We start from the raw sequence: 14769 nt of genomic DNA, 5'->3' as shown, positions 1-14769 counted from the left end.
AAAAGTTACAGTAGCATCACCACAGTTATCGGTAGCTGTTAAAGTATCAGCAGTAGGCACCGCATCACATTCAACAGTTGCATCGGCAGGTAAAGCTTCAACAAATGCAGGAGCCGTAGTATCTTGAACAGTGATGGTTTGTGAATGAGAAGTCTCATTACCACATTCATCAGTTGCAGTCCATGTTCTCACTACAGTAAACTCACCGGCACAAGCACCTTCAGTGATATATTCATTCAAGGTTACAGTAGCATCACCACAGTTATCAGTAGCTGTTAAAGTATCAGCAGTAGGCACCGCATCACATTCAACAGTTGCATCGGCAGGTAAAGCTTCAACAAATGTAGGAGCCGTATTATCTTGAACAGTGATTGTTTGTGAATGAGAAGTCTCATTACCACATTCATCAGTTGCAGTCCATGTTCTCACTACAGTAAACTCACCTGCACACTCACCTTCATTAGTTACTTCTTCGAAGGTAACAGTAGCATCGCCACAGTTATCAGTAGCTGTTAAAGTTTCAGCAGTTGGTACTGCATCACATTCAACAGTTGCATCGGCAGGTAAAGCTTCAACAAATGCAGGAGCAGTAGTATCTTGAACAGTGATGGTTTGTGAATGAGAAGTCTCATTACCACATTCATCAGTTGCAGTCCATGTTCTTACAATAACAGACTCACCGGCGCAAGCACCTTCTGTGATGGTTTCATCAAAGGTTACCGTAGCATCGCCACAGTTATCGGTAGCTGTTAAAGTATCAGCAGTTGGTACTGCATCACATTCAACAGTTGCATCGGCAGGAAGTGCTTCAACAAAAGTAGGTGCTGTATTATCTTCAATCGTAAAAGTAGCGGTAGTTGTTGTTCTGTTTCCGCACTCATCTGAAGCAGTAAATGTAACAGTAGCAGAACCGGTAAAGCCGCATTCGTCACTTAGTTCTATAAAATTGTTTGTCCAAATAATGTCACTACAGTTATCTGAGGCTGAAGCACCACCATTAGCGTTTAACCAAGATTGTAGTTGTAGTTCATTATCATCGTCACATTGTACAGTTAAGTCAGCGGCTGGATTATTAATTGTTGGTGGCAAAAGATCTATTATGGTAAACAAGGCAGTTGTACTTCTAGAATTTCCACATTCGTCAGTTGCGGTAAAAGTAACAAGCGCTCTTCCTGTTTCTCCACAATCGTTAGTTAAACTTGTAAAATTATTTGACCAAGTTATTGAACCACAATTATCTATTGCATTTGCACCAGCATTTGTGTTTAACCAAGCTTGAAGTTCATCGGTATTACCTGAGCCATCACACGAAACTGTTTGGTCAGCAGCAACTGTAGTAATAGTTGGAGCTGTTGTATCTTGAACTGTTACGATCTGTGTATAAGTTGTTGTATTATCACAGTCATCAGTAGCTGTCCATGTTCTTGTTAAAGTATAATTTGAAGGACAATCGCCATCAGTTCTTACTTCTGAGAATGCAACATTTACATTGTCACTGCAATTATCGGTTGCTGTTAGAATTGAGGCAGTCGGAACGGCATCACATTCAACTAAAATGTCCGCAGGAAGATTTCCTTCAAATTCAGGCGCGGTAGTATCGGCAACCGTAATAGTTTGGCTTACAGAAGAAGTATTATCGCAGTCGTCAGTAAAGGTCCAAGTGCGAGTAATAATTATCTGACAAGGATCTGAGTTGTCTGCAGAGTCAACACCGGTAACGGTAATATCACCGGCACAGTTATCAGCAGCAGTTAAATCACCGGGAGCAGGTACATCATCAATACACTCAACTGAAAAATCGGCAGGTGCAGCAGGTGCAACAGGCGCGGTAGTATCGGCAACCGTAATAATTTGGCTTACAGAAGAAGTATTGTCGCAGTCGTCGGTAAATGTCCAAGTGCGAGTAATAATTATCTGACAAGGATCTGAGTTGTCTGCAGAGTCAACACCGGTAACGGTAATATCACCGGCACAGTTATCAGCAGCAGTTAAATCACCGGGAGCAGGTACATCATCAATACATTCTACTGAAAAATCGGCAGGTGCAGCAGTTGCAACAGGCGCGGTAGTATCGGCAACCGTAATAGTTTGGCTTACAGAAGAAGTATTATCGCAGTCGTCAGTAAAGGTCCAAGTGCGAGTAATAATTATCTGGCAAGGATCTGAGTTGTCTGCAGAGTCAACACCGGTAACGGTAATATCACCGGCACAGTTATCAGTAGCAGTTAAATCACCGGGAGCAGGTACATCATCAATACATTCTACTGAAAAATCGGCAGGTGCAGCAGGTGCAACAGGCGCAGTAGTATCGGCAACCGTAATAGTTTGGCTTACAGAAGAAGTATTGTCGCAGTCGTCAGTAAAGGTCCAAGTGCGAGTAATAATTATCTGACAAGGATCTGAGTTGTCTGCAGAGTCAACACCGGTAACGGTAATATCACCGGCACAGTTATCGGCAGCAGTTAAATCACCGGGAGCAGGTACATCATCAATACATTCTACTGAAAAATCGGCAGGTGCAGCAGGTGCAACAGGTGCAGTAGTATCTTGAATTGTGAAAATTTGCTCGGCTGTTGCAGTCGCATCGCACTCGTCGGTTATTGTAAAAGTTCTTGTAATTGTAATTGGACAAGTTCCTGTCTGTACATCAATATAAGTAAATGTAACGTTATTATCACTTGTGAATTCTCCGCCCTCGGCTAAAAATTGAGCCTCGGTAATAGTAGTTTCAATAGTATTAAAGGGTAAAACAGTAGCATTTTGAGTAATAATGTCTGCCGCTTCGCATCCTTCTATAATTACATCATCCGGTGCGGTAATTGTTGGAGCATCACCGCTTATTGTAACTAGTGAAATGATATCAGATGTTTTAGTGCATCCGTTCGCATCGGTTACTGTTATGGTATAATCACCACCAGAAAGATTTTCAAATAATCCACTTGTATTAGTGATGTTACCCGGATTTAATGTATATGAGAACGGTGCAACACCAGAAAATGATTCACCATCAATTCCTGCAACGGCAAGAATGCTGCCCGGATTGGTACAGTCTGGGTCGTTCGACGTTAAATTTAATTCAACATCAACTACAGTAATATTAAATTGGCAGCTTTCTGTATATACTTCACCGTTTGGCGCTGTATAAACGGCAACATATTCTAAATCGTAGGATCCAACCGCATAAAAACCCTGGTTTGGTCCAGATACTGTAAAATCAACACCTGCAGAACAATCATCAGTTTCATTTAAAAATCCTTTAACAGCAATTACAGTGTCACCTGTGTTTGCATTACTCGGTCTTTGACCGGTATACGTAAAAACAAACTTAAGCCTATATATACCGGAAATACCAGTTACTGATCCAACTCCGGGATCAAAATCTGCAGCCCAATTATAAATAGTTTGATTTGCTGTTACGGGAATTGATCCTAAACTTATTTCGGCTCCATTATCCGGTGGAACTAAAAACAATTCAACCCCATAGTTTCCATTAACATAATTTATTTCAATAGATACATTGGTGTCATCTTCTAAAGTAAGAAAAGGTGTTATTATTTTTGATTTTTGATCACCATCAGCGTCATTACTCGTGAATAATTTAACGCTACCTCCGTCTGTTCCAACACGTGAAATGTAATTAAAATTCCAGCAATCTCGAGTTAATAATTGCTCGTTGAGTTCAAACAACATTTCAAAGGAATTGCCGTTTAAATTGCCGGCACAGTTTTGAGAAACATCGGGTAAAGTCCAATTTACGTATGCACCTAATTCCCCGTTAACCGTTGTATTGGCACATAAAATTTGATCGTCGGGACAACTGTTAAAAACAATACAGTTCGGATCATTGGAACTTTGACCTTGAGCAACTTGAAAACTTAACAAACTCAACAGTATTAACCTAAGAGTGATGAAAGCTTTCTTTGTTAGAAGACCATTGTCCCATTTCATTAAAAATGGATAATTTTTTTTCATAATGTTGAAATTAACTAATAGCTACAAATAAAAAATCACAAGAATATTATTCCTGTAGTTTTTTTGATTTCAATAAAAAATGCTGAGGGGAATGTAACGCAATTGTTACACAAGCAATGGAGTAATTAATAAGTTTTTGATTTGGGGTCATTTACTTTAATTTTACATTTACAAAGAAATACACGGTTTAAGTGTAAAACAAAAATAAATGTTAACGAGGCGAAAATAATCGATAAAATGTAATTATGCAACATTTTATCGAAAAAATTTGCATTTAATCGAAAAAAATATGAAACATGTAATATTAATAAGGCACGGAAAGTCGTCATGGAACCACAATGTTGGCGACGTTTTAAGGCCTTTAAGCGAGCGTGGTGTATCTGATATAAAAAAAATCGCTAAACAGTTTAAGTTATTAGAGATAAATCCTGATGCTGTTTTTACTAGTCATGCAAAACGCGCCAGCCATACTTGTGAGTTATTTTGTGAAGGCATTGATTATAATTTAAATGATTTTGATGTTGTACAATTATTGTATGACTTCGAGGGGTCGCAAGTAATTGATTTTATCAAAAAGTTAAGCCACCATATTAAGGTTGTTTTAATTTTTGGTCACAACAATGCTTTCACAAACATTTCTAATATCTTTGGGTCAAAATACATCGATAATGTACCAACGTCTGGTTTGGTGCATTTGGTTTTTGATATTGACAAATGGGAAAACCTTAAACCGGGTATAACCAAACAAACACTTTTTCCGAAGGAATTATAAATATGACCAAACAAAATTTATACGTAAATAGAGAACTGAGTTGGCTTCAATTTAACGCCAGAGTACTTCAAGAAGCAGCAGATGAAAGCGTACCTCTAATAGAACGTTTACGTTTTTTAGGTATTTTCTCAAACAACCTGGACGAATTTTTTAAAGTGAGATATGCCACGGTAAAAAGAATTGAGCAAGCCGGAAAAGCGGGTAAAAGTGAATTAGGTGGTATTAAAGCCTCAGAACTATTAAAATTAATAACTGAAGTTGTCATCAAACAACAAACTGAAAGTTTAGAAATTTTAAGCGATATTGAAAAGGAACTGGAAAAAGATAATATCTATATCATTGATGAATCTGAAATTTCACCTTCTCAACATTTATTTATAAAGAATTATTTTATTGAGGTTATTAGTCCGGCATTAGTAACCATTGTTTTAAGTGATAATCTTGAATTTCCATCATTAAAGGACAGCGCCGCATACCTTGCCGTGAAAATGTTAATGCATAACAATACCAAACAATATGCGCTTATTGAGATTTCAAAATCAATGAACAGATTTGTTGTGTTACCCAAACAAGGCGATAAACATTTTATCATTTTATTAGATGACGTACTTAGACATTGTTTAAACGATATATTCAGCATTTTCAATTTTAAGGATATTTCAGCCCATATGATTAAAATCACCAGGGATGGCGAACTGGATTTCGACAGTGATTTAAGCAAAAGTTTTATCGAGAAAATCTCCGAAAGCGTTAAGCATCGCAGAATTGGCGACCCTGTTAGATTTGTGTACGATAAAACTATAGATGATGAAACCTTAAACTTCCTGTTAAACAAGATGGGAATTGATTCTAAAGATAGTTTAATTCCCGGTGGTCGTTATCATAACCGACGAGATTATATGAAGTTCCCAAGTTTGGGAAGAACAGATTTACTTTACGAAAAAATTTCACCTTTACCGATTAAAGGTCTCAGTTTAGAAAGCAGTTTAATCCATGCTATTGCAGAAAAGGATTACCTTCTTTATACACCTTTTCATACTTTTTCGTATGTTCTGAAATTTTTAAGAGAAGCTGCTCTGGACCCCAAAGTAAAATCTATTAAAATAACCATTTATAGATTGGCAGAGGCTTCTCAGGTTGCCAGTGCTTTGATAAACGCTGCAAAAAATGGCAAAAGTGTAACGGTTTCTATTGAACTGCAAGCCAGATTCGATGAACAAGCAAATATTAATTATGCTGAACAAATGGAACGGGAAGGTATCAAACTTATCTTTGGGGTTGAAGGCCTTAAAGTTCACAGTAAAATGTGTCTTATTGAAAGGGTAGAAGGTCACAAAATTAAGCGATACGGGGTAATTAGTACCGGTAATTTCAATGAAGATACAGCGAAAATCTATACCGATTTTACTTTATTTACCGCTAACCAAAAAGTATTAAAAGATATTAGTAAGGTGTTTTCATTTTTTGAAGTTAATTTTCATATTTACCGATACAAACACATAATTACATCACCGCATTACACCAAGTCAAAACTTTTTGCATTAATCGATAAAGAAATAGATAACGTAAAAAAAGGGTTACCTGCTTACATAAAATTAAAAATGAATAGCTTATCAAGTTATGCCATGGTAGACAAATTGTATGAAGCAAGTAGGGCTGGTGTAAAAATTGATTTGGTAGTGAGAGGCATCTGTTGTTTGGTGCCTGGTGTGCCGGGAATGAGTGAAAATATTGAGGCAGTAAGCATTGTAGATAAATTTTTAGAACATACCAGATTATTTATTTTTTGTAACAATAACGACCCAAAGGTTTTTATTTCATCTGCCGATTTTATGACCAGAAATATCGAAAATAGAGTAGAGGTAACCTGTCCAATTTACGATGAAGATATCAAAGTAGAATTGATAGATATTTTTGATATTTGCTGGAAAGCCAATACTAAGGCCAGAATATTAAATCAGGCGCAAGATAACCAGTATAAGAAAAATAATCTGCCACCTTTTAGAGCGCAATTTCAAACCTACGAGTACTACATCAAAAAACTTAAAAATTAACATGCTTCAGATAAAAAAATATGCTGCCATTGATATTGGTTCAAACGCTATTAGATTGCTTGTTAGTGATATTATTGAGCAGAATGAAAAACCGGTTAAATTTAAAAAAACATCTTTAATTCGTGTACCTATCAGACTAGGAGCCGATGTATTTATTAAAGGCGAAATATCAAATGCCAGCATTACACGTATGATTGATGCAATGACAGCGTTTAGATTGTTAATGCAAGCACATGGGGTAAAACGTTATAAAGCTTGTGCAACCTCGGCTATGCGAGAAGCTAGTAATGGAGAAGAAGTTGCAAATATAATTAAAGAAAAAACCGATATCAATATCGACATTATTGACGGTGAAATTGAAGCAGCCATCATTGCAACAACCGATTTAAACGATTATATAGATGAAAACAAAACCTATTTATATGTAGACGTTGGTGGTGGTAGTACCGAATTTTCTGTAATTGATCAAGGTGAAAAAATTGCATCCAAATCTTTTAAAATAGGTACAGTAAGGCTTTTAAACGACATTGTTAAAAAAGAAACCTGGTTTGAACTGGAACAGTGGATTAAACATCATACCGAAGCATTCGACAAAATTGATTTGATAGGTTCGGGTGGTAACATTAATAAGATTTTTAAAGAATCAGGAAAGTCAATAGGCAAACCGTTAACCTATTTTTATCTCACCAATTATTACAATATGTTACAAACTTATTCCTACGAAGAGAGAATAACCGAACTGAATTTAAATCAAGATAGAGCCGACGTAATTATTCCTGCTACCAGAATCTATTTATCTGCAATGAAATGGAGTGGCGCACGCGATATTTATGTGCCTAAAATTGGACTTTCAGATGGTATTGTAAAAAGTATTTATTTAGAAGTTGTGCCTTCCACAGCTATGTGATTTTGGCATTTCATCATTTTTTTAGGTTACACGTCTAATATTTATTTAATTAGAATACCTAAATTCTATCTTCATCATCTCAAATCGAAAAATATGAAAACACTATTTACTTTTTTCCTATTCATCTTTATCATTTCTGTGGCAGATGCTCAGGTAACCAAATACGGTGTAAAAGCCGGTATGTCTATTTCAAATATGACCAATGATCCCGCGCCCGTAAATGCTAACAGACACCGCAATGGTTTTGTGTTTGGCGGTTTTGTGGATTACGGTTTTTCCGAAACCTTATCTGGTATGGTAGAATTACAATATTCAGGAGAAGGCGCTAACGAAGAAGGCTTTAGAAACGATTATCTCAATTTACCCGTTATACTTAAATACAATGTATTTAAAAATATAAGTGTAGGTGTTGGTCCGCAAGTAGGTCTAAAAATTCATAAACACAATGACGGTTTTCAAAATCTCACTTTCGCCGGAGTTGGTTATTTTGAATTTGCCATTACCGACGAATTTGCTATCGATTTCAGATACAATTACGGACTTTCTAATTTAATTGATAACAATTTACCTTTCGAGGCCACTGCCGGTGTGATGCAATTTGGTGTTAATTACAAGTTGTAATTTAATTAACCATGAATGGTTTCTTTTTTGCCTAAATCTTTCATGATTTGTGCTTCAAAGTCCAGTAAATCCTGCCACTTTTGGTCTACTTCCTTTCGGTCGCCATACTCACGTGCAAAACTTAAGAACATGGTGTAATGGTTGGCTTCACTTATCATCAACTTGCGATAGAATTCTGCCAGCTCTTTATCTTCAAGTTGCTCTGAAAGTAATCTAAAACGTTCGCAACTTCTGGCTTCAATCAAGGCTGCATACAATAAACGGTGCACCAATTGAGTGGTACGACTGCCGCCTTTTGGGAAAAAAGTTGTAAGTTGTATGACATATTCGTCTTTTCGGTCTCTCCCTAACACCCATCCGTTGTTGATGATTCGGTCGTGAACCATTTTAAAATGACCCATTTCCTCCTTAACTAACGCGGTCATTTCTTTGACCAGTTCGGTGTATTCAGGAAAACTTACAATTAAAGAAATGGCTGTGCTGGCGGCTTTTTGCTCACAGTAAGCGTGATCTGTAAGTATTTCTTCAATGTTTTTTTCTACAATGTTAACCCATCTTGGGTCTGTTGGTAATTTTAATCCCAGCATGCTATTCTTTTTTTATTTTTGTTATGCCTAGTTTAGTTTTATACTGAAATATTCAACTGTAAACTCTCAAGTAGTAAAATAACAGAGATTAAACAACCTTTATTGTATAACTTCCATTTTCATTTACTATAAGGTAACACAATCTATCAATTTTTAATACCGGATTTTTAAAAACCACATCAAGTACAATAGAATTAGCTAAAGATTGCTCTTCATTCACCCAAACACTTTCTAACACGGCATAATTCCAAAACAAATCTGTGTTGTAAAACAATGTCTTGTCAATGCTTTTATTGAATAGCTCCCTGTCCTCTTGTTGTACCAACACAGTTGTTTGGGCGTTTTGATAAGCTAAAACTGTGCTGGGATTTGATGATTCAGCCGGTACATTAACCACGTTGTGCTTGTTTAATTTAGAATAAATTTTGATGTTTGTTTTATTATAGATTAAAGTATCTACTTCAATTTCAGCGATCTTGTTGGGTATGTACTTAATAACCGTTTCGTTTTGGGTCTTTGCACTAAAGGTTTTAACCGCTTCGGGTTTGCTGCTTTTTAATTTGTAACGGCCATCGCAACTGCAAAAGCATATTCCAATCAATAAAAACACTAGTATTCTAATCATAATTAAATGTCTAAACCAAAAGTGGATTTTAACAAGGCAATATCAGGATTTTTTTGCTTGAGTTTTTCAAACTTTTCATGGGTTGAAAATACATATTGCTTTTCTAACTGCTCGTTAACACTTATTTCTAATTCAATTTTGTAGTTATTTAAACTTTTTCTAATATGCTGCATTAGCGGTGTGGCAGCATTGCGCAAGTCAATTCGCATCGATTCGTTAGAAACTTCAAACGCAATGATATTTTTGTCTTTTATAAAAGGTTTACTCACACTCATGATGGCGCCAACAATAGGTTCACCGTTGTTGTCTAAGTGGGTGGCGTAGTCTTTCCATAATTTTAAAAAGGCTTCTTCAGTAAATGAATCTTCGGGTAATTGTTCAGGATCAAGTACCACATCCATTTGTTTGATAAGATGTTCTTTTTTTCTTTTGATACTGCTCAATGATAATCCAGAACTGCTCTTTTGTGGAAGATTGATAGATAAAGTTACGGGTGTTTCAACTGGTTTAACATCTTCATTATTAGATGCTATTACTACTTCAGTTTCGACTTCACTAACGTTATTTATAGTGACGTCAAATTCAGAAGACGAACTTGCTCCTTGAAATTCTTTATCCGTACCAATGTTGTTGTTTGAATGATTAGAATCAGCATTACTTTCTTCAATTTGAGAGTTCACCGAAGGCACATTGACCTTAACAGGTTTGATACCCTTTTCTTTAAAATATTCTGCAGGAATTATGAAAGGTGCATTATTTTTTTTTTCTCCATCAAAATTGATAGAGGCTAACTGCATCAGGGTTAGTTCAACCAGTAATCGCTGATTTTTACTTCCTTTATATTTTAAATCGCAGTCGTTGGCAATTTCAATGGCTTTTATTAAAAAGTCTTTACTGAGTAATTTAGACTGAGTAAAATATTTTTGTTTAGAATCTTCACCAACTTCTAAAAGCTCATGTGTTGCGGGATTTTGGCAGACCAGTAAATCTCTGAAATGCGATGCGAGTCCACTTATAAAATGATGACCATCGAACCCCTGACTCAGTACTTCATTAAAAAACACCAATAATTGCGGAATGTTATTTTCGGCTATATAATCTGTCGCCGTAAAAAAAGTATCGTAATCTAATACATTTAGATTTTCGGTTACGGCTTGTCTGCTCAATTTTTTTCCTGAAAAACTCACTACACGGTCAAATATCGACAAAGCGTCACGCATGGCACCATCAGCCTTTTGGGCGATGATGTGAAGTGCATCGTCTTCGGCTTCAATCCCTTGTTCTTCAGCTATATATTTGAGGTAATTTTTCGCATCGGTAACTGTGATGCGTTTAAAATCGAAAATTTGACAACGCGATAAAATGGTTGGAATAATTTTGTGTTTTTCGGTCGTTGCCAAGATGAAAATGCAATGTTTTGGAGGTTCTTCCAGGGTTTTTAGAAAAGCGTTAAAGGCTGCTTGAGACAGCATATGAACTTCGTCAATTATATAAACCTTGTAATTACCAACCTGTGGCGGAATACGTACTTGGTCAGTTAAATTTCTAATATCATCAACCGAGTTATTAGAAGCCGCATCTAATTCAAATATATTAAAAGCAAAATCTTCATCTGTTTGCTCTGTGCCGTCGCTGTTAATCATTTTAGCCAAAATACGCGCGCAGGTTGTTTTGCCAACGCCGCGCGGACCTGTAAAAAGCAATGCTTGCGCCAAATGATTATTCTCAATGGCGTTTTGTAGCGTATTGGTAATAGCCTGTTGTCCCACGACGTCTTTAAACGTTTGTGGTCTGTATTTACGTGCCGAAACTACAAAATGCTCCAAATGAATTTTATTTATAAACATTGACTTTTTAGGAAAGTCAGCTGTTAGCAAAGTTAAACATTGTAATTAAAATTTAAAGCAGCTTTATGTTTTTTATATGGCTAATTATTAACAGTGTTTCTAAGTAAAAATTAAACCGGTCTTGCATTAAAAATTTATAAAATGCCTTTAGAATTTTAAATCTTCTTGATTAAATGAAATAAAACCCAAGCACCCTGTTAAGGTAACTTAAATACCTTTATAACCATTGATATTTTGTAATTTCGTACATTCAAACAAAACTTTTAAAGTGTTACAATCGGCCTTTAGGTTAAAGAAGTGTTTATTTGGTTTTGTTATAGCTTAAATGTTGACTTCTAAGCCCAATATTTAAATAAAATTTCATGTTAATGAATTGCCTGTTGAAAAATTATTACTGTAAATATTGGAATGGTTTAAAACATCTATTATTTCTTTTGTTTTGTATAATTTTTAATATAACGGTTATAGCTCAAAATTCGTTAGAACGAAAATCTATTGAAGCATACCGTTTACAAGATGTTGATACCATAGAATTGGACGGATATTTATCAGAATCGTTTTGGGAAATGATTCCTGCAGCCGCTAATTTTTTACAACAAGAGCCGGTAGAAGGTGCCAATGCTTCAGAACAAACGGTTGTAAAGGTGAGTTATGATAAACAGAATCTATACATCGGTGTTGTTTTATACGATTCAGATCCTTCTCAAATTAAAGCTTTTCAGCGAAGACGAGACCAGCCGCTCAATACCGACGACCGTTTTGTTTTTATTTTAGACACCTACAACGATCAGCGAAGCGCTTATTATTTTGAAATTAATCCTGCCGGATTAATGCGAGATGGTTTAATACGCACCGGTCAAGGATCCAGCTTAAATATTGCTTGGGACGGTATTTGGCGTGCGTGGGTAAAACAAGGAGACTTTGGTTGGTCGGCCGAAATAAGAATCCCTTTAATGACTCTTAATTTTAATCCCAATAACGAAACCTGGGGTATCAATTTCCAGCGCACTATTAGAAGAAAAAACGAAGAAACCTTATGGTCAGGACACTTGAGAAATCAAGGCGTATTACGTCCTCAAAATGCCGGTTCGCTAACAGGGTTAAGAGGTTTATCGCAAGGTGTAGGATTAGAGTTTATTCCGTATGCCTTAATGACACATGTCAAGAGGAAAAACGATGATGTTGACGATTTGTCTTTTACCACCGGTGGTGAAATTAACTACAGTATTACTTCAAATTTAAGAGCAGCTGTAAGCATCAATACCGATTTCGCAGAAACCGAAGTTGATGACAGGCAAGTTAATTTAACGAGATTCCCGCTTGTATTTCCTGAAAGACGAGCTTTTTTTCTTGAGGGTTCATCTAATTATTTATTTGCCACTTCAAGCTTTGTAAATCCATACTTTAGCAGAAGAATAGGTTTGCAAGATGGCAATGCCATTCCTATTAAATGGGGTGCCAGATTAAACGGACGCGTCAATCGAACCGACCTTTATTTCTTACAAGTAAGAACCGGCGAAGAAGGCGATCAGCCCGGCGAAAATTTCACAGTTGGTCGTGTGCTTCAAAGTATCTCGAGCGAAAGTACTGTTGGTGCCATTTATACTCGCAGAGATACTGATGGTGCAGATTCTCCCGTAAGACAAACCTTTGGTGCTGATATTGAGTTGAATACCTCACGGTTTATGGGAAATAAAAATTTGCAGTTTCAGGCCTTTCTGGTAATGCATACACCCACAGATTTTGAAGATAATTCGAGTGCGTTTGACAGATCTACTCGTGGTTTTCGGATCAACTTTCCAAATCAACCCTGGTCTGGACATATGTCTTACAGAGAATTTGGTATAAACTACGATCCTGCAGTTGGTTTCGCTCCTCGTGTGGGATTTAAGAGATTGCAACCAACCATTACCTATGCACCGCTGATAGAAAAAAGTCAATTATTTCGTGAAATTAGTTTTTCTTATTTTTTTGAGTATTTAATGAATATGGACTTTAGTCCGGCCACGGTCAATCATAGAATTCAACTTTTGGGCTTGCGTTTTGAAAGCGGCGATATTTTTACTGCTCAGTATTTAAACAATTACGAATATCTAGATTTTGACTTTGATATTTTACGGGATGGAAGATTTGTAATCCCGATTGGAGAGTATTATAATCAAGGCTATAGATTATCTTTTAACAGTGCGCCATTTCGCCGTATTGGCGGTAATTTTAATTTTAGTCATTACGGGTTTTGGACAGGTGTTCGCGATGATTACGAATTATCTCTTTTTCTAAGACCTTTTACCGGTTTAAATATTAATGGTAGTTGGATAAATAGTCAAGTCAAATTAGATGAGGGCTCGTTTAACACACAAATTTTTAGAATGATTACTGCTTATGATTTTTCGCCTTGGGTATCCTTAAATTTTAATGTACAATATGATAATGTTACCGAGTTGCTGGCAACCAATAATAGATTTACTTGGGTAATTAAACCAGGAAATACCATATATGTGGTTTATAACCATAATTGGAATAGGTCTTTTGATAATGACAGATTAATCACCGCCGAAACAAGAACCAATGTGAAGCTGTCTTATACCATCCGGTTTTAGAAAGTTAAAACACCTAAATTTTTAGTTGAAAACAAAAGGTATTATCTTTACCTTACTTAAAAAATTAATCATGTCACTTAAAAATAAAGTAGCCTACATTACGGGAAGTACTAAAGGAATTGGTTTTGGAATCGCAAAACAATTATTAAAATCCGGAATGCGTGTGATAATTACCGGTAGAACTCAGGAAGGTGTTGATGCTGCCGTAAAGGAACTTAGTAATTATAAAGATCAAGTTTTAGGAGTAGTTTCGGATGTTCGAAATTACGATGACGAAGTACATGCCATCGAACAAGCCTTAGAAAAATTTGGTCAGTTAGATGTTGTGATAGCCAATGCAGGATTAGGAATATTTAAATCTGTAGAAGACATGAGTATATCCGATTGGAATGCCATGATAGACACCAATCTAACGGGCGCTTTTTACACTTTAAAAGCCGGTGTAAGAGCGCTCAAGCAAAGCAAAGGTTATTATATAAGTATTGCCAGTTTAGCAGGCACCAACTTTTTTGCCAATGGCAGCGGTTACAATGCCTCTAAGTTTGGTTTGGTAGGATTTACACAAGCTGCCATGCTGGATTTAAGAAATTACGATGTAAAAGTCACTACCATCATGCCAGGTTCAGTATCTTCTCATTTTAATAATCATACTCCAAGTGCTGAAGATGCCTGGAAAATTCAACCGGAAGATATCGGTCAACTGGTAGTAGATTTATTAAAAATGCCGGCTAATGCTTTACCGAGTAAAATTGAGATTAGACCTACCAACCCAGGGAAAAAATAG

General features: G+C 36.3%; 10 protein-coding genes. 6 read left to right on the top strand and 4 right to left on the bottom strand.

The features are described from left to right. Positions 1–3972 (bottom strand): HYR-like domain-containing protein (locus tag FJ651_RS15335; RefSeq protein ID WP_140991658.1); only part of this gene is annotated, 3972 nt, incomplete at its 3' end. A 289-nt stretch (positions 3973–4261) separates the two neighbouring features. Here FJ651_RS15335 and FJ651_RS15330 point away from each other — a divergent pair. From FJ651_RS15330 to FJ651_RS15315, 4 genes are all read left to right on the top strand, one after another. Next, positions 4262–4744, top strand: a complete 483-nt coding sequence (locus FJ651_RS15330; RefSeq protein ID WP_140991656.1) for a SixA phosphatase family protein — start codon at positions 4262–4264, stop codon at positions 4742–4744. Between the two features lie 2 nt (positions 4745–4746). Further along, positions 4747–6798 (top strand): polyphosphate kinase 1, encoded by a 2052-nt coding sequence (ppk1, locus tag FJ651_RS15325; RefSeq protein WP_140991654.1) that lies wholly within the window; start codon positions 4747–4749, stop codon positions 6796–6798. A gap of 1 nt (position 6799) precedes the next feature. Next, positions 6800–7705, top strand: coding sequence for a Ppx/GppA phosphatase family protein (locus tag FJ651_RS15320; protein ID WP_140991652.1), 906 nt, complete (start codon positions 6800–6802; stop codon positions 7703–7705). Between the two features lie 93 nt (positions 7706–7798). After that, positions 7799–8326: a porin family protein gene (locus FJ651_RS15315; protein WP_140991650.1), complete on the top strand. Its 528-nt coding sequence runs from the start codon at positions 7799–7801 to the stop codon at positions 8324–8326. A 5-nt stretch (positions 8327–8331) separates the two neighbouring features. Here FJ651_RS15315 and miaE read toward each other — a convergent pair whose 3' ends face one another. From miaE to FJ651_RS15300, 3 genes are all read right to left on the bottom strand, one after another. Beyond that, positions 8332–8913, bottom strand: a complete 582-nt coding sequence (miaE, locus tag FJ651_RS15310; RefSeq protein ID WP_140991648.1) for a tRNA-(ms[2]io[6]A)-hydroxylase — start codon at positions 8911–8913, stop codon at positions 8332–8334. An 88-nt stretch (positions 8914–9001) separates the two neighbouring features. Further along, positions 9002–9538 carry a hypothetical protein gene (locus FJ651_RS15305; RefSeq protein WP_140991646.1) on the bottom strand — a complete coding sequence of 179 codons (537 nt, stop codon included), beginning with the start codon at positions 9536–9538 and terminating at the stop codon, positions 9002–9004. Between the two features lie 2 nt (positions 9539–9540). Continuing rightward, positions 9541–11364 (bottom strand): DNA polymerase III subunit gamma/tau, encoded by a 1824-nt coding sequence (locus FJ651_RS15300; RefSeq protein WP_140991670.1) that lies wholly within the window; start codon positions 11362–11364, stop codon positions 9541–9543. Positions 11365–11819: 455 nt separating this feature from the next. On the opposite strand from FJ651_RS15300, the gene FJ651_RS15295 reads away from it, so the two are divergent. Together FJ651_RS15295 and FJ651_RS15290 are read left to right on the top strand one after the other, a co-directional pair. Continuing rightward, complete coding sequence (locus FJ651_RS15295; protein WP_216746165.1) at positions 11820–13985, top strand: carbohydrate binding family 9 domain-containing protein; 2166 nt, start codon at positions 11820–11822, stop codon at positions 13983–13985. Between the two features lie 70 nt (positions 13986–14055). Beyond that, a complete protein-coding gene (locus FJ651_RS15290; RefSeq protein ID WP_140991644.1) occupies positions 14056–14769 on the top strand; it encodes an SDR family oxidoreductase in 714 nt (237 codons plus the stop codon).

This window comes from Paucihalobacter ruber, assembly GCF_006494535.1.
In the GTDB taxonomy this organism is placed as follows: Bacteria; Bacteroidota; Bacteroidia; order Flavobacteriales; family Flavobacteriaceae; genus Paucihalobacter; species Paucihalobacter ruber.
This window is presented reverse-complemented; position numbering and strand designations above follow the sequence as displayed.

Bases quoted from the DNA above. Each gene is read 5' to 3' on its own strand.
- FJ651_RS15330 (WP_140991656.1), top strand. From the start codon at position 4,262: ATGAAACATGTAATATTAATAAGGCACGGAAAGTCGTCATGGAACCAC.
- ppk1 (WP_140991654.1), top strand. From the start codon at position 4,747: ATGACCAAACAAAATTTATACGTAAATAGAGAACTGAGTTGGCTTCAA.
- FJ651_RS15320 (WP_140991652.1), top strand. From the start codon at position 6,800: ATGCTTCAGATAAAAAAATATGCTGCCATTGATATTGGTTCAAACGCT.
- FJ651_RS15315 (WP_140991650.1), top strand. From the start codon at position 7,799: ATGAAAACACTATTTACTTTTTTCCTATTCATCTTTATCATTTCTGTG.
- miaE (WP_140991648.1), bottom strand. From the start codon at position 8,913: ATGCTGGGATTAAAATTACCAACAGACCCAAGATGGGTTAACATTGTA.
- FJ651_RS15305 (WP_140991646.1), bottom strand. From the start codon at position 9,538: ATGATTAGAATACTAGTGTTTTTATTGATTGGAATATGCTTTTGCAGT.
- FJ651_RS15290 (WP_140991644.1), top strand. From the start codon at position 14,056: ATGTCACTTAAAAATAAAGTAGCCTACATTACGGGAAGTACTAAAGGA.